A 16,286-nucleotide genomic window follows, 5' to 3' on the forward strand; every position below is an offset into this window, starting at 1 on the left:
CGTGTGATTGTCACACCGATGTAGGCGATGACTGGCTCGATCGCAAAATCCACACGACCGGTACGAGAGCCGTCTCAGTCGGCATGACCGGCGAAATTCTGGAGGTCGGCGCTCACCCAATTAGAGCGGTTGGCGTTCCAAGCTTCTTTGGTCAATCTACCCGGGTAATATTGTTATTTTAATAATACCCGGGTAAAATGTCTCCGTGATTAAAAATATACGGAAAAGATAGCCATGCCGGATTCAAACCGATACTCAGCTTTCGCGGGGTCGCGCCTTGTTCTGACAGGTGGCCCAAGCGATGTGGCCATTGCAGTCAGGAATACGCTAATGCGTGAGCAGACCGACACAATTCTTATTTTCGATAATCAAACAGGCCGGCAGGTCGACTTTGACTTGCGGGGCACCGATGAGGAAATTACGGCGCGCCTGGAAAGCCAGGACGAGATGCAGCACCACCCTGCTCCAAGATCGCCCGGACGTCCAAAGCTGGGGGTGGTTTCCCGAGAGGTCACGTTGCTTCCGCGACATTGGGATTGGCTTTCTGAGCAGCCAGGCGGTGCTTCAGCAACGCTACGCCGACTGGTGGACGCAGCTCGCAAGAGTAAGGATCACGGTCAGCTGGCACGCCAAGCTCAGCAGGCGTCGGATCGCTTCATGATGGCCATGCTGGGTAACCAGCCCGGCTACGAAGAGGCTGCGCGGGCACTCTATGCGTGCGACAGGGCCCGCTTTTTTGCCATGAGCGACAGTTGGCCAGCCGATTTGCGTGATCATGCGCGCCTCTTGGCGGAACCGGCATTTGGCGGATGCTGACCTGCCAACATCAGAGAGTTTTCACACAGCCTCGACCCAAAGCAGTCAGTCAGCGCTTTGTCGTTATCTCTTGGATCTGGACCTATGTGACTGAACATACCAGGCCAAGACGCTTGCGCTGCATAGGGTGGATAAAGCCAGAGGCAGGAGAAACGTCATATCTTCAAACGGCATGCCTGTAATAAGCTGGTTTGGCATGAATACAAGCGCCGTCAGGGCGGTTGCAAAGAACATTGCAACCACTATGCACGCAACAAGAATAATAAGTTTGAAAAGGCTTGGCTCGTGTATTGCCGCTTTGTTCATTGTCTTCCCCTTTTTGTTTTAGTTTTCTGCTATTAGTCGATCATAGGCTGCCAGATACGGTGCAAATAATCACTTGCGAAAAACTTGTTGTGTAATTTCCAGCAGCGTAGGGGATACCGATTGACGGGTCAAGCATCCGTTCCTGGAGCCAAGGCGAAGTCGGAGACTATCCGACCCTGACCATACTCTTTATCTCCGTAGGACGAGAGCAGGGCAAACACAAGGAGAAGAAAGAAGACATCATAGGCTACAAGTTCATAACCTATTAATTTTTAAAGGGGATTTCTTGGTGGGCGGTACTGGGTTCGAACCAGTGACCCCTGCCGTGTGAAGGCAGTGCTCTACCACTGAGCTAACCGCCCCAAAGCGCCGAAAGCTTGAATGCCTTGGGAAGTGAAGTCCGTTATTCTAACACAACGTCACACAAGCTGCCGCTTCAGCACCTTGCCCGCCGGGCTGGTGGGCAGGGAATCCCTGAACTCGACGATGCGCGGCACTTTGTGCCGGGCCAGGCGCTGCTCGCAATGGGCGATGATGTCGGCCGCGTCGACGCGGCAGCCGTCCTTGAGCACCAGGACGGCCTTGATGACTTCGCCCAGGATCTTGTCGGGGCTGCCCACGACGGCGGCCTGGGCGACCGCCTCGTGCAGCAGAATCTGGTCTTCGACCTCGGCGCCGGAGATCTTGTGGCCGCCGGATATGACTTGGTCGCGCTCGCGGCCGACCACGTGATAGAAGCCCTCGGCGTCGCAATAGGCCAGGTCGCCGGTGTTGAACCAGTCGTTCACGAAGGCCATGGCATTGCGCTCGGGGTCGAGGTAGTAGCCGGGCATGAGGCGCTCGGAACGGACCAGCAGCCTGCCCGTCTCGCCCGCGGCCACGGGCTTGCCTTCGTCGTCCAGGATCTTGACCTCGGCGCCGGGCACGAGCTTGCCGGACGAGCCGATGGGCGGCATGACTTCGCTGAAGTCGAACGAGAAGATGGGCGTGCACTCCGACAGGGCATAGTATTCGAGCAGGGGCACGCCCATGCGGCGATGGAACTCTTTCTTGGTGATGGAGGCGATGGGCGCACCCGAGGAGGCCATGAAGCGCACCCGGTCCAGCTTGTATGTCTTCCCGGTTTGATCCACATGCTCGAGCATCATGGCGTACATGGCGGGCACGCCGACCATGTAGCTGGCGCCGTGTTGCTGGACACCCTCGAGCACCCGCACGGGGTTGAACTTTTTGAACAGCAGCACCGTGGCGCCGGCGCACAAGGCGACGAACGAGGCGGTGAACAGGCCGAAAGTGTAGGAAAGCGGCAAGGCGCAGACGGACATGTCTTGGGGGCCGAGCCGCCATGCTTGTATCAAGGCCCGGGCGGAAGCGACTTCCATACGGTCGGTGGCCACCACGCCTTTGGGCAGCGCCGTCGTACCCGAGGTGTGGATGACGACGGCGACACTGTCCGGCTCGCGGCGCGGCCAGTCTTCGCCGCCGGGCGCGCTCGCTTGGCGCAGGTGCGCGCCGCGTTCGAACAGCTCGTCCAGGAGGCAGTGCGGCGCGTCGATGGCATTCCGGCTCCATGTATCGAGTACGGCCTGCCGGCAGTCGTCGTCGTGAATGACGAGCGCGGGATCCGATTTTTCGACGATGTAGGCGATTTCGTTGCGGCTGAGGTCGGAATTGATGGGAAACAGCGTGCCGCCGGCCCTCAAGACACCCAGGTAGGCCGCGTAGTAATCAGGACAATTGCGGGCGATGATGCAGACGCGGCTGCCTGCGCCCACGCCTTTCTCGCGCAGCGCCAGGGCCACGGCGTCGATGCGTTCGCCCAGCTCACGATAGCTGAGAGGCCGGCCCTCGAACAGCACGGCCGCGTGGTCGGGTCGCTCGCGAATATGGCGGTCTATCAGGCTCAAGGCGTTCAAGGCTTCTGCCTGGGCCAGCTGCGGGGCGTCGTTCATGCGTGTCTCCTTGCTTACAGGCCGAGGGCTTCGGCGTCGCCCGCCTGCATGCGCTTGGCGATGATCAGCTTCTGGATTTCGTTGGTGCCTTCGGTCACGATGAAATAAGGCGCTTCACGATAGTAGCGCTCGGCCGGAAAGTCGGAGACGAAACCGCCGCCGCCGTGGATGCGCACGCAATCGAGCGCGACCTTGGCGCAGGTCTCGCCGGCGAAGAGCTTGGCCATGCCGCAGACCATGTCCGCGCGCTCGCCGCTCTGCTTGACAGCCGCCGCGGTCTGCACCAGGGACTGCGCCGCCATGGTCTGGGTGGCCATGTCGGCAAGATGCATCTGTATGGCCTGGTGGTTGATGATCTCGGTGCCGAAGGCCACGCGTTGCATTGCGAAATCTTGCGCAGCCTTGAGCGCCGAACGCGACAGGCCCACGGCCGTGGCCGCCATGGCGATGCGGCCGGTTTCCAGGGCGTCCAGCATCTGTTTCAGGCCCTGCCCCTCGACCTGCCCTATCAGGCTCCCGGCGGGCAGCTTCACATCTTGGAAGACCAGCTCGGCCACGTCGATATGGCGATGGCCCAGGGTGCGTGCATTGGCGCCCACGGTAAAGCCGGGCAGGCCTTTCTCGATCATGAACAGGCTGATGCCGTCCTTCCCGTCTGCGGTGCGGGCCAGCACCACGACCGCGCCGGCGCGCGCGCCGTTGGTGATGAATATCTTCGAGCCGTTCAGCACATAGCCACCGCCGGCTTCTTTGCGCGCCTTGCTGCGTATGGCCTGCAGGTCGGAACCCCCATTTGGCTCGGTCAGGGCGATGGCCACGCGCAGTTCGCCGGTGGCCATGCGCGGCAGCCACTTCTGCTTCTGCGCCTCGGTGCCGTGCCTGGCCAGTATGCTGGACGCGGAGGTATGGCTGTTGAGAAAACAGCTGAGCGTCGTCCAGCCGGCGGCGAGCTCTTCCATGATCCTGGCATAGGTGGGCACGGAAAGCTCCAGCCCGCCATACTCCTGGGGCACGGCGATGCTGAAGAGCCCGAGCTCCTTCAAGGCCGAAACGATTTCTTCGGGGTAGCGCTGGTCGGCCTCGAGCTCCTGCGCGCGGCCGACGATCTTCTGCTGGACGAAGCGCTGCACGCCCTGCACCACTTCGTCGTCCCATGGTTTCTGGATAGGCATCTGAATACTCTCAAAAGTGTCTTTGGTTTTGCCGCGACCCGTTATGGGGCCACGGCGCCCGCTTTGGCGGGCAAGCCGCCGCCCTCGTCGCCCTCGGCCGGACAACGCTGCCGGTATTCGCGGATGCGCTCGGCGATGGGCTCGGGAATGGGAATGGAGCGCATGGCGGCGCCGTCGACGAAGACCACGGTGAAGGTGCCCGAGAAGGAAGGTGTGCCGTCCGCGCGGGCGCCCAGTATCCGGAAGGTAAGCGAGGAGCGTCCCAACGCCTGGACCAGCACGGTGACGGCCAGCTCGTCGCCCGGCCGCAGGGCCGATTGGAAGTCGATACCGGCGTGCACGAAGGGACAACTGATGCCGTGCTCCACATTCAGGCTGTACAGGCTGAGGGTGAGCACGTCGGCGTACCAGGCGTCGATGGCGTCCAGCGCGTAGTCGAAAAAGCGCACGGTATAGACGATGGCGGCGGCGTCGGTCTCGCCGAAGCGGACTGTGCGGCGGTGTATGTAGGGTGCGCCGTAGTCGGCGTTCTCGACTTGCATTGTGTCTCCGTGGCGGTTCGCCGCCTGATTCGATGATGGCTGCCTTCGCTACCTGAAAAGGGAACGCTTCTTCGAGCCATCCATGATTCATCGCCAATGTACCTTAACTAATATATGTTCGACAAGTTATTTATTGCCGTGCCTTTTCCATGCATGCATGGCGAAGCCGCCGAGCTCATGGGGAAAGCAGTGAATGCGAGGGAGCGGAACGGGGAGAAGCGCCAGGACGAGCCGTGTCGCGCCGCCAGTTGCCTTGGCTGCCGGCTACCGGACCCGCTGGAAGCCGTAGCCGAAGACGATGCGTATGAGTTGCCGGCCGATCTCTTCGGCGGACAGCGGCCCCGAAGGCCTGTACCACACCCTCGTCCAGTTGAGGGCCCCCAGCAGGGTCAGGCGCAGCAGCGTCCGGTCGGCCTTGGCGTGCAGGGGCAGCCCGTCTATCAAGAGGCGGAAGCGGTCTTCGTACGACGCGCGGTCGGCATCGATGCGCCGCTGCAGCCGGGCCGGATAGCGTATGCCGGGGTCGACGCGCACGACGACGGCCAGCTCGCTGGGGTTCAGTTGGAATTTCAAGGCCGTGGCGCAGGCCTCTTCCAGCCGTTTCCAAGGGTCTTCGTATGAGGCGATGGTGGCATCGAGCGCATCGTTGACGCGGCTGATGCCGAGGTGGTGGACCGTTGCGAACAGGTCTTCCTTGGAAGCGAAGTGATAGTACAGCGAGGCGGGCTGTATGCCGGTCGCCGCGGCCACTTCGCGCAGCGAGGTCTCGGCATATCCCTTGGCGGCGAAGATGCGCGCCGCCGCCAGCAGCACCTCTTCACGCCTCAGAGCCGATACGGCCTCGTCCTGCCCCTTGGCTTTCGCGGCCAGGCGTCGATTGCGTCGTTCGCGCTTGAGCTGGCTGAGTTCGTCCTGGTTGAGTTCGGCCTTGCCGCCGCCTTCCGAGCCCTTGGACTTGGCGAGCAGGCGCAGATAGCTCGTCTCCAGTCCATGGCGCTTCCAGATGTTGCGCACCGTCGAGGCCGAGACCTTCAGGCCTTCGGCCTGCAGGGCCTGGGCGACCGAAAACTGGCCCAGGGTGGGCTGCTCCAGGCCATACTGAAGCACCCTGGCCTCGATGTCCGGCTTGGAGCGGCTGCTGGCGGAAGGGCTTGTGGTCATGAGGGGCCGGGACGGGTCCTATGACAGGACGCCGAGGGCGCTCAATTCGCCGCCTGGGCGCGCCACACGCAAGGCTTGCCGGCGGCCTTGTCCAGCGCATCCAGGTAGGCCTCGTGCGCCGCGAGTTCGTCTGCGCCGGCGGACAGCACCTGCAGCACCGAGGCGTCGAAGCGCTCCAGCTGCACGCCGTTGCCGCTTTGCGTTTCGGCGCCGCCGAAATCCATGATCAGCGCGTCCTGGCCGCGCGTCATCGCCAGCCACACCTCGGCCAGCAGCTCCGAGTCGAGCAAGGCCCCGTGCAGCGTGCGGTGTGCATTCGATATGCCGTAGCGTTCGCATAGGGCATCCAGGGAATTGCGCTTGCCCGGATGCAGCTCGCGCGCATGCAGGAGGGAATCGATCACCTTGCCGCACAAAGTGTTGAAGGCCGGCCGTCCCACGCGCTGCAGTTCGGCGTCCAGGAACTTCAGGTCGAAGGCGGCATTGTGGATGATGATTTCAGCGCCTTGCACGAAATCGCAGATATGATGCGCGACTTCTGAAAACCTGGGATGGGTGGACAGAAATTCGGTGGTCAGCCCATGCACCGCCAGCGCCTCGGGGTCGCTGTCGCGGTCGGGATTCAGGTACAGGTGCAGATGGTTGCCCGTGAGGCTGCGGTTGACCATCTCGACGCAGGCCACTTCGACGATGCGGTGGCCCTGCGCCGGGTCCAGTCCCGTGGTTTCGGTATCGAGAATGATTTGACGCATGAACGGCTGACCCTGGCTGAAAAAACTCGGGCCGCCTCATGACGGCCCGCCACAGATTGTAGAACGGTCTGCGCATCCATGCAGCATGGCTGCTGCCGGCCCGCCACGCGCGCCGGGGCGCCGGCGGGCGCCTCTCTCTATTTGCGGCTCACCTTGCCCGCGATCAGCGTGTAGGCCACCGGCACCACATACAGCGTCAATATGGTCCCCAGGCACAGGCCGCCCACCAGCACCCAGCCTATCTGCTGGCGGGACTCGGCGCCCGCGCCGCTGGCGTAGGCCAGCGGCAGCACGCCCAGCACCATGGCGCCGGTGGTCATCAGGATGGGGCGCAGGCGCAGTATGCTGGCCTGGATGACCGCGTCGAGCTTCTCCATGCCCTCCGCCCTCAATTGGGTGGCGAACTCGACGATGAGAATGCCGTGCTTGGTGATCAGGCCCACCAGCGTGATCAGGCCGATCTGGCTGTAGATGGACAAGGTTCCACCCGACAGCCACAGGGCCAGCAGCGCGCCGGTCATCGACAAGGGCACGGACAGCATGATGATGAGCGGATTGCGCCAGCTTTCGAACTGGGCCGCGAGCACCAGGTAGATGAAGACCAGCGCCATCAGGAAGACCAGGTAGATGTTGCCCGACGAATCCCGGAATTCGCGCGACTGGCCGTCCAGGTCGGTCTGCACGGTTTCAGGCAGCATCTCGGCCGCCACGGCGTTCATGTGGTCCAGCACTTCGCCCAGGGCGTAGCCCGGCGCCACGGCCGCCTGGATCTTGACGGCCCGCAGGCGGTTGAAGTGGTTGAGCGACTGGGGCGACACGCTTTCGTTCACGTCCAGGAAGTTCGAAAGCTGCCCCATGCCGCCGTCGCGCGTCCGCACGTAGATGTCGGCAATGTCGCGAGGATCGGCGCGGTCTTCTTTCTTGACCTGGACGATGACGTCGTACTGCTCGCCGCCGTCGCGAAAGCGCGTCACCTGCCGCCCGCCCAGCATGGATTCCAGGGTGCGGCCGACCGTGCCGACGTCCACGCCCACGTCGGCCAGCCTGTCGCGATTGACCAGCACCTGCAGCTCCGGCGTGTTCAGGCGAAGGTCGGACTCGATGTTCTGCAGGCCGGGATATTCGGCCAGGCGCGCCATGAAGGCGTCGGACAGTTGCGCCATCTCGGGATACGAAGCCTGGCTGAGCAACACGAACTCTATTGGCTTGGACGTGGCGCGCTGGCCCAGCGACGCGGGATTGGTGGGAAAGGCCCGCACTCCCGGCAAGGCATCGAAGCGCGGCCGCAGTTCGGCCGCGATGCTTTGCTGCGACTTGTCGCGTTCGTTCCAGTGCTTGAGGCGCAAGATCGCGAAGCCGTCCACCACGGTCGGAAAGCCGATGACCGTCTGGTTGCCCGAGGCCTCGGGAATATCGGCGTACATGGCCTCGATGCGCCGCATGCTTTGCAGGGTGTAGTCCAGTGTAGAGCCATCGGGCGCGGTGACGATGCCGTAGATGACGCCGCGGTCTTCGACCGGGGCCAGTTCGCTTTTGACCGTCTTGAACAGCACGCCGCTGGCCAACGCCACCAGCAGCCCCAGCACGAGCACGATGGCCCGGTGCCGCAAGGCCAGCTTGAGGCTGCGCTGGTAGCGGTCCGTCAGGCCCACCAGCAGGTTCTCGATGAAGGTGTAAAGGCGCCCATGCCCGCTTTGGTGCCGCAATATCGTGGCGCACATCATGGGCGTCAGCGTCAGGGCCACGAAGCCCGACACCAGCACGGCGCCGGCCAGGGTCAGCGCAAATTCGATGAACAGCCGCCCGGTGCGCCCGGTGGCGAAGGCCAGCGGCGCGTAGACGGTGACCAGGGTCAGCGTCATGGCCACGATGGCGAAGCCGATCTCCTTGGAACCGATGAAGGCCGCCTCGAGCCGCGTCTTGCCTTCCTCGATGTGCCGGTAGATGTTCTCGAGCACGACGATGGCGTCGTCCACCACTAGGCCGATGGCCAGCACCATGGAAAGCAGTGTCAGCGTGTTGATCGAGAACCCCAGGAAAAACATGATTCCGAAGGCGCCGATCAGCGACACCGGAATGGTGACGATGGGAATCAGGCTGGCGCGCACGCTGCGCAGAAAGAAGAAGATCACCAGAATCACCAGGACGATGGCCTCGCCTATGGTGTGATAGACCGACTTGATCGATTCTTCGATGAACACCGAGCTGTCGTAGGCCACGTCGATGCTCATGCCCTGGGGCAGGCCTTCGTTGATGAGCTCGACCTCCGACCGCATGGCCTTGGAAAGGTCCAGCGGGTTGGCAGTGGACTGCTTGGTAATGCCGATCAGCAGCCCGTCGCTGCCGTTGAAGCGCGCCATGATGCGCTCGTCGGCGGGGCCTATCTGCACGTCGGCCACATCGCTCATCCTCACCGAATAGCCTTGCTCGTTGGCGACGATGACATCGCGGAACTGCTCGACCGTCTGCAGGTCGGTCGTCGACACCACCGAGAATTCGCGCATTTCGGATTCGATGCGTCCGGCCGGAATCATGACGTTCTGAGAACGCAGGGCGTCTTCGATGTCCTGCACGGTAAGGCGATACGCCGCCAGCTTGGCGCGATCGACGTAGATGCGCATCGAAGGCAGGCGTTCGCCATAGATGCGCACCTCGGCCGCTCCCGGAAGCACCGACAGCCGCGTCTTCACGTAGCGCGTGATGTAGTCCGAGGCTTCGAGCGTGGACATGCCGCCGGCGTTCACCGCCAGGAAAATGATGGGCGAGGAATCGGCCTCGACCTTGCTGATGATGGGCTCGTCGATTTCGTCCGGCAAAAAGCGCCGGGCCCGCGCCACCTTGTCGCGCACGTCGGCGGCCGCCGCGTCGGGGTCGCGGTCGAGGCCGAACTTGATATTGATGAAACTGGTCTCGGAGCGGCTGCGCGACGTCATGACGTCGACCCCTTCCATGCCGGCCAACTGGTCTTCCAGCGGCTTGGTGACCTGCGATTCGATCACCTCGGGCGAGGCGCCCTTGTAATCGGTGCGCACCGACACCACCGGCTCGTCGATGGCCGGATACTCGCGCACGGTCAGGCGTTCGTAGGAAATCAATCCTATCAATACGATTACCAGGGACAGGACGGTGGCGAATACCGGGCGCTTGATGCAGACTTCGGATAGAACCATGGGGCGGCCCGCCTCAAGACTCGGCCGGGGTCGCGGCCCGGCCGATCACCTTCACCGGCGCGCCGTCGATGACTTTCTGCAGGCCGGCCACCACCACCTCGTCGCCCTGCGACAAGCCCGAGGTGACCTCGATGCGGCCGCCGCGGCGCTGGCCGATGCGCACCGCCAGCCGTTCGGCCTTGCCGTCGGCCACACGATATACGTAGCGCTCTTCGCCCGAGGGAACCAGGGCGGTTTCGGGAATGGTCAGCACCTGATCGTCGGCAAACTGCAGATCGACCCGCGCGAACATGCCGGGCCGCAGCGCATCGTCGGCATTGCCCACATTGGCGCGCAGCAGGATAGAGCGCCCGCCCACGTCGATGGAGGGGCTGACCGCGCCGACCTCGCCCTCGCGGACCTGGCCGGGCAGGGCATCGAAGCGCAGGCGAAGCTTCAGGCCGGGATGCACCAGCGACAGATATTGTTCCGGAATACGGAAGTCGACCTGAAGAGGATCGACGGACTCGATGGGCACCAGGACATCGCCCGGGCCGACATAGTCGCCGACCGACACATTGCGCAGGCCGATCAGGCCGTCGAAAGGCGCCACGATGGCGGTTTTCTGCAATTGCGCCTTGGCCAGCGCCAGCGCCGCCCGCTGCACTTGCAACTGGCTGGCGGCCTCGTCGCGGGCCTGCTTGCTGATGAAACCCTGCCGGGTCAGTTCGCCGGCCCGCCGGTCCTGGCTGACGGCCAGGGCAAGACTGGCCTGGGCCTGCTGCACCTGGGCCTTGGCGACGCTGTCGTCCAGCCGCACCACCACATCGCCACGCTTGACCTTGCCGCCCTCTTCTATATTGATCTCGGTGATGCGGCCAGTGATTTCGGAACGCAGCACGACCGAATCCTTGGAACGCAGCGTACCCACCGCCGTGGCGCTGCGCGGCATGGACTCGAGCCTGACCTCGGCCACCTCGACCTGCGTGCCGCCTTCGGCCTTGGCGGGCTGCGCGGCAGCGACCGGGCCTTGCGGCTGCGACGCCTGCTTCCCCGCCCACCATCCGGCTCCCGCCACGCCCAGCACCACGCCCGCGCCCAGTGCGACGATCCATCCCAAGGTATTTGCTTTCATGAAATTGACAATCTGTATCCTACCGTCGCAGATAGTAGCGCAGTTGCAGCGGCGCAGCGCCAAAAAATAGGTAAGACGCCGCACGCCCGGCGGACGTCGCCGGCCGCCCGCGCGCGGCCGCCCCGCCTGGACTTCATCGGCCGGTGCAGTCGCCCTTCAGCGCCGACGGAATCTAGCCCGCATCCGCCGAGGCGGCCATGGAGCGCGCCTGCTGGACGCCCATATTGGCCAATTGGTCGGCCATCTCGTTGCCGGCGTCGCCGGCATGGCCGCGCACCCACTTCCATGTGACCTCATGGCGCCCGACAAGTTCGTCGAGTTCCTGCCAAAGGTCGGCGTTCTTGACTGGCTTCTTGTCGGCGGTGCGCCAATCGCGCCGCTTCCAGTTGACCAGCCACTGCGTCATGCCCTTCTGCACATACTGAGAATCAGTGTGCACGACCACGTGGCAAGGCCGTTTGAGCGCCTTCAACGCCTCGATGACGGCCAGCAATTCCATGCGATTGTTGGTGGTGTCGGCCTGGCCGCCGAAAAGCGTCTTCTCGTGACGGCCCTGGCGCAGCAACGCGCCCCATCCGCCCCAGCCGGGGTTTCCCTTGCAGGCGCCGTCGGTCCAGATTTCAACAGGATTACTGCTCATGATTGCTTTGATTCACTATGGCCGGACGCCCGCATGGCGCCCGAATGGCGTCCCGCGACCACCGCCGCGCGCCGGACGCGCTGTTTCTTGTCTTTCCAGGCGGGCCCGATGATCTGCATGCCCGCCACCCGTTTGACCGCCGACACCACATAGGCGGCGCCGCACACCGGCCACCACCGGTCGCCGGCCGACTCCATGAACGCCCAGCGCGACAGCCATTTGGTGCTGAGCGCGGGCGGCGCATAGCAGCCGAAATGGCCCCGGTCCGCTTCAAAGGACAGCAGCTTGAACCAGTCTTTGAGCCGGCCCAGCGATACCTGCATGTGGGCCGGCACCGGAACGATGGGATCCAGCCCCGGAATGCGTTCGTGCGCGCCCCAGAGGCTCCAGGGGTTGAAGCCGGAAATCACCACCCGCCCCTCGGGCACCAGCACCCGCTCGGCCTCGCGCAGCACCTGGTGCGGACTATTGGAACACTCCAGGACATGGGGTAATATCAGCAGGTCGATGCTCTGGCTTTCCAGAGGCAGGTTCTCGGGTTCGGCATACAAGGCGACATCAGAATCGTTTTGCCGCGCGTCGTCCCAGCACGAATGCGTGCGCCCCTTGTTGGGAATACGATTGGCGCGCAACAAATCCCACTGAGGCTGTCCGATCTGCAGGGCATGGTAGCCAAACACATTGGCCACCATGCCGTCGATCTTTTTCTGTTCCCAGCTTTGTACATATTGGCCGACCGGCGTGGTCAGCCATTGGGCTAGCTCTACGGCCAGAGGCTGGTCCGACGAAACAGACACATGAGCTCCTTGCGTTAGGGTGGAAACTACGATGGCACACACAAGCAGCCGGCTGACGCCCGTACCCGCGTTCAGCGACAACTATATCTGGGTGCTGAGCCGCGATGGCCGCGCCGTGGTGGTCGACCCCGGCCAGTCCGCACCGATCGAGTCCTTCCTGGAAGAATACCAGTTAAGGCTGGACGCCATTCTACTGACACATCATCATCCCGACCACGTCGGCGGCGTCGAGGCGCTCAAGAAACTCACCGGCGCAACCGTCTATGGCCCCCTGGGCGAAACCCTGCCGGTGTGCGACGTGCGTCTCAAAGAAGACGACGAGGTCTATATACAAGAACTGGACCTGCGGCTTTCCGTGCTGGACGTTCCCGGCCACACGGCTGGCCACATCGCCTACTTCGGCTACATGGACGACGACACGCCCCTGGTTTTCTGCGGTGATACACTATTTGCCGCCGGATGCGGACGCCTTTTCGAGGGCACTCCCGCCCAGATGCTGAATTCGCTGAGCAAACTCAAGGCGCTGCCGCTCGAAACCCTGGTGTGCTGCGCCCACGAATACACCTTGTCGAATCTGCGCTGGGCCTTGCAGGTCGAGCCGGGCAACGCCGCGCTGCAGCGGCGCTGGGAGTCGGCGCAGCAGCTGCGCGAGCAGGGCCTGCCCACCGTCCCGTCCACCATCGGCGACGAACTTGAAACCAATCCCTTCCTGCGGCCTCTGCAGGAAGGTGTCTCGGCCGCCGCGCGCGCGCATGCGCAAGCGCCGCTCGATTCGGCCGTTGCGGTCTTTGCCTGTCTACGCGAATGGAAAAACAGCTTTCAATAAATCACCAATGAACTGCCTACGACTATTCATCCTGCTCTTCGTGGCAGTTCTGGCGGGTTGCGCCAGCAATGCTCCCCACGGCAACCACCGCCCCGTCAAAACAAGCTATAGCGCCTCCGACACCTCGCGCACCATCGACCTCACGCACGCGCCGCGCGACATGTGGGACCGCATCCGGCGCGGCTTCGCCATTCCCAACCTGCATTCCGACCTGGTGGAAGAATGGACGGCCTACTACGCCTCGCATCCGGAATCGGTCTATCGCATGAGCGAGCGCGCGGGCAAGTATCTGTATTACATCGTCGATCAGCTCGAAGAGCGCGGCATGCCCTCCGAACTGGCCCTGCTGCCCTTCGTCGAAAGCGCTTACGATCCCACCGCGTACTCGCGCGCCAAGGCGTCGGGCCTGTGGCAGTTCATTCCCAGCACCGGCCTGCACTACAACCTCAAGCAGGACACCTGGCGCGACCTGCGCCGCGACCCGGTCGCCTCCACCAATGCCGCGCTCGATTACCTGACCTATCTGTACGATTTCCAGGGCGACTGGTATCTGGCTCTGGCCTCCTACAACTGGGGCGAGGGTGCGGTCAAGCGCGCCATCGACCGCAATGCCGGACAAGGCCTGCGCACCGACTACATGGCGCTGGCCATGCCGGACGAAACCCGCAACTACGTGCCCAAGCTGCAGGCCATCAAGAACATCATCGCCGATCCCGCCAAGTACGGCATCACCCTGCCGCTGGTCGACAACCAGCCCTATTTCACCACCGTCATCGAGCCCCCCTCCCTCGACCTGGCCACGGCGGCCCGCCTGGCCGAGATGCCGCTCGACGAGTTCAAGGCGCTCAACGCGTCGTTCAACCGGCCCATCTTCCTGGCCGAGCACAAGCCCACGCTGCTGCTGCCCACCGACCGCGTCGACGTCTTCAACGCCAACCTCGAAGCCTATAAAGACCAGCTCGGCGGCTGGACCACCTACAAGAGCAAAAAGGGCGAATCGTATGCGTCCATCGCCAAGAGGTTCGGCGTCTCGCTCGAGCAACTGCGCGCTCTCAACGGCCTGAGCCGGAAAAGCACGCGCGCCGTCGCCCAGACACTGGTGGTGCCGGGCAAACCGTCCGGCGGCGGCATCATGCTGGCCTCGCTCGAACTGCCCGCGGCCGACGCCACCGCTCCCGCCTCGCGCGGCGCCGCCAAATCCCCGGGCAGGCGCGATGTGGTGGTCGTGCGCGGCGGCAGCAGCAATGTGCGCACCCACACGGTCCGCAAGGGCGACACCCTGTTCGCCCTGGCCAAGCGCTACAACACCTCGGTCAGCGCACTGCGCCAGCTCAACAACCTGCCCAGCAACAATCTGTCGCGAGGCAAGCGCCTTCGCATCCCCGGCACCAATGTGCACGGCTGACGTCCACTTCTATACAACAGGATCTTCAACATGGGTTTCTTAAACGGCAAGCGCATCCTGGTCACCGGCGTGCTGTCCAACCGCTCCATCGCCTACGGCATCGCGCAGGCCTGCCGCCAGCAAGGTGCTGAACTGGCTTTCACCTATGTGGGCGAACGCTTCAAAGAGCGCGTGGAAGGCTTTGCCGCCGAGCTCGGCAGCAACATCGTCCTGCCTTGCGACGTTGCCGAAGACGCCCAGATCGAGGCCGCCGTCGAGCAGCTTGGCCGGCAATGGGACGGCCTGGACGGCCTGGTCCACTCCATCGGCTTTGCGCCGCGCGAAGCCATTGCCGGCGACTTTCTCGAAGGCCTGTCGCGCGAGGCCTTCCGCGTCGCGCACGACATCTCCGCCTACAGCTTCCCGGCGCTGGCCAAGGCCGCGCTGCCGCTGCTCAAGGGCCGCAACAGCTCGGTCCTGACCCTTACCTATCTGGGCGCCGAAAAAGTTGTTCCCAACTACAACACCATGGGGCTGGCCAAGGCTTCGCTCGAAGCTTCGGTGCGCTACCTGGCGACCTCCCTCGGCCCGCTGGGCATACGCGCCAACGGCATCTCCGCCGGGCCCATCAAGACGCTGGCCGCAAGCGGCATCAAAGACTTCGGCTCCATTCTCAAGTTCGTCGAGTCGCACGCCCCCCTGCGCCGCAATGTCACGATCGAGGACGTCGGCAATGTCGCGGCGTTCTTGCTGTCGGACCTGGCGGCCGGCGTCACGGGCGAGATCACCCACGTCGACGCGGGCTTTTCCACGGTCGTTCCGGGCATGGAATAAGGCTGGAGCCAAAGGCGGGCCCGTCCCGCCCCGGGCGGCTTCGCCTTCCTAAGGAAACAGCTCTGCGGGCGCGTCCGGCGACCAGGGCCGATACTTGGCCATGACGCGGGCGAACAGGTCCGATTCCATCCAGGCAGTCAGCCAGGCCCGCAAGGCAGGCCACGGACAGGTCTCGAACCAATCCCGGTCCACGTGCGCATACTGGCGCACGAAAGGCGCGATGGCCATGTCGGCCAGCGAGGCGCGTTCGCCGAGCAGGCAGGCGCTTTGCGCCAATCTCGCCTCCAGTGTTTCCAGCCAGCGCGCGCCGGCATCGCGATGCCCGGCCGCCCACAGCCTCAACGCTTCCTCGCTCTCGCTGCCCGAAACATCAACGCGGCTGCTATCGATACCGTTGCTCCCGTTCCGGGCCCCGGCGGCGGGTTCGCCATTGTCCGCCGCTGACGCGTCGCGCTCCCGCGCGAAGCGTTGCGGGTATTTATAACGATCGAGCCGGGGCTTGAAATGCCGGTCGCATTCGCGGATCAAGGACAGCATCGCGTCGAGGCCGTCGCGTTCCGGCGCAAGCCATCCTAGGGGATCACGCAGGCGCAGCGCCCAAAGCATGATGTCCAGGCTCTCGGCCAGCACGCTTCCATCGGGCAGGACCAGCACGGGAACCGTGGCCTTGGGCGAAGCCTGAAGCAGCGCCAGGGGCTTGTCGCGCAGCACCACTTCGCGCAGTTCGCAGCGCTGGCCGCTCGCGACAATGGCAAGCCGGGCGCGCATCGCATAGGGGCAGCGCCGGAAAGAATAGAGAATGGGCAGCCCGGACACCGGC

Annotated in this window: 14 protein-coding genes and 1 tRNA gene; 4 read left to right on the forward strand and 11 right to left on the reverse strand. The window is 63.8% G+C overall.

Annotated features, from left to right (window positions below):
* The first annotated feature begins 234 nt into the window (after nt 1–234).
* The gene (locus tag CSC67_RS12360) at nt 235–816 is read left to right on the forward strand and encodes a DUF2239 family protein (protein WP_118994838.1); all 582 of its coding nucleotides are present in this window, start codon (nt 235–237) and stop codon (nt 814–816) included.
* Nucleotides 817–1,409: 593 nt separating this feature from the next.
* Here CSC67_RS12360 and CSC67_RS12365 read toward each other — a convergent pair.
* The 10 genes from CSC67_RS12365 to CSC67_RS12410 form a co-directional block, all read right to left on the reverse strand.
* Nucleotides 1,410–1,484, reverse strand: a tRNA-Val gene (locus CSC67_RS12365).
* Nucleotides 1,485–1,541: 57 nt separating this feature from the next.
* Nucleotides 1,542–3,074 carry a class I adenylate-forming enzyme family protein gene (locus CSC67_RS12370; protein WP_118994839.1) on the reverse strand — a complete coding sequence of 511 codons (1,533 nt, stop codon included), beginning with the start codon at nt 3,072–3,074 and terminating at the stop codon, nt 1,542–1,544.
* 14 nt (nt 3,075–3,088) lie between these two features.
* Entirely contained in the window at nt 3,089–4,246 is a 1,158-nt protein-coding gene (locus tag CSC67_RS12375) for an acyl-CoA dehydrogenase family protein (protein ID WP_118994840.1), read from the reverse strand.
* Between the two features lie 41 nt (nt 4,247–4,287).
* On the reverse strand, nt 4,288–4,788 hold the full coding sequence (locus tag CSC67_RS12380) for an acyl-CoA thioesterase (protein WP_118994841.1): 501 nt from the start codon (nt 4,786–4,788) through the stop codon (nt 4,288–4,290).
* A gap of 264 nt (nt 4,789–5,052) precedes the next feature.
* Nucleotides 5,053–5,949 (reverse strand): TetR/AcrR family transcriptional regulator, encoded by an 897-nt coding sequence (locus tag CSC67_RS12385; RefSeq protein ID WP_118994842.1) that lies wholly within the window; start codon nt 5,947–5,949, stop codon nt 5,053–5,055.
* Between the two features lie 41 nt (nt 5,950–5,990).
* Nucleotides 5,991–6,701, reverse strand: a complete 711-nt coding sequence (gene dnaQ / locus CSC67_RS12390) for a DNA polymerase III subunit epsilon (protein ID WP_118994843.1) — start codon at nt 6,699–6,701, stop codon at nt 5,991–5,993.
* A gap of 137 nt (nt 6,702–6,838) precedes the next feature.
* Entirely contained in the window at nt 6,839–9,871 is a 3,033-nt protein-coding gene (locus CSC67_RS12395) for an efflux RND transporter permease subunit (RefSeq protein WP_118994844.1), read from the reverse strand.
* Between the two features lie 13 nt (nt 9,872–9,884).
* Complete coding sequence (locus CSC67_RS12400) at nt 9,885–10,985, reverse strand: efflux RND transporter periplasmic adaptor subunit (RefSeq protein WP_118994845.1); 1,101 nt, start codon at nt 10,983–10,985, stop codon at nt 9,885–9,887.
* Between the two features lie 172 nt (nt 10,986–11,157).
* Nucleotides 11,158–11,625, reverse strand: coding sequence for a ribonuclease HI (gene rnhA, locus CSC67_RS12405; protein WP_118994846.1), 468 nt, complete (start codon nt 11,623–11,625; stop codon nt 11,158–11,160).
* The gene (locus tag CSC67_RS12410; protein WP_118994847.1) at nt 11,622–12,422 is read right to left on the reverse strand and encodes a class I SAM-dependent methyltransferase; all 801 of its coding nucleotides are present in this window, start codon (nt 12,420–12,422) and stop codon (nt 11,622–11,624) included. The genes rnhA and CSC67_RS12410 overlap by 4 nt, the downstream gene beginning before the upstream one ends.
* A gap of 31 nt (nt 12,423–12,453) precedes the next feature.
* Here CSC67_RS12410 and gloB point away from each other — a divergent pair, with 31 nt between their 5' ends.
* From gloB to fabI, 3 genes are read left to right on the forward strand one after another with little or no spacing between them, the layout of a single operon-like run.
* On the forward strand, nt 12,454–13,248 hold the full coding sequence (gene gloB, locus CSC67_RS12415) for a hydroxyacylglutathione hydrolase (RefSeq protein WP_118994848.1): 795 nt from the start codon (nt 12,454–12,456) through the stop codon (nt 13,246–13,248).
* A gap of 7 nt (nt 13,249–13,255) precedes the next feature.
* Nucleotides 13,256–14,653, forward strand: a complete 1,398-nt coding sequence (locus CSC67_RS12420) for a transglycosylase SLT domain-containing protein (RefSeq protein ID WP_118994849.1) — start codon at nt 13,256–13,258, stop codon at nt 14,651–14,653.
* A 30-nt stretch (nt 14,654–14,683) separates the two neighbouring features.
* Entirely contained in the window at nt 14,684–15,466 is a 783-nt protein-coding gene (fabI, locus tag CSC67_RS12425) for an enoyl-ACP reductase FabI (RefSeq protein WP_118994850.1), read from the forward strand.
* Between the two features lie 48 nt (nt 15,467–15,514).
* Here the strand turns inward: fabI and CSC67_RS12430 are convergent, their stop codons facing one another.
* Nucleotides 15,515–16,282 carry a glutathione S-transferase gene (locus tag CSC67_RS12430; protein ID WP_118994851.1) on the reverse strand — a complete coding sequence of 256 codons (768 nt, stop codon included), beginning with the start codon at nt 16,280–16,282 and terminating at the stop codon, nt 15,515–15,517.
* Nucleotides 16,283–16,286 lie beyond the last annotated feature (4 nt).

This window comes from Pusillimonas caeni (assembly GCF_003545815.1).
Classification (GTDB): Bacteria; Pseudomonadota; Gammaproteobacteria; order Burkholderiales; family Burkholderiaceae_B; genus Pusillimonas; species Pusillimonas caeni.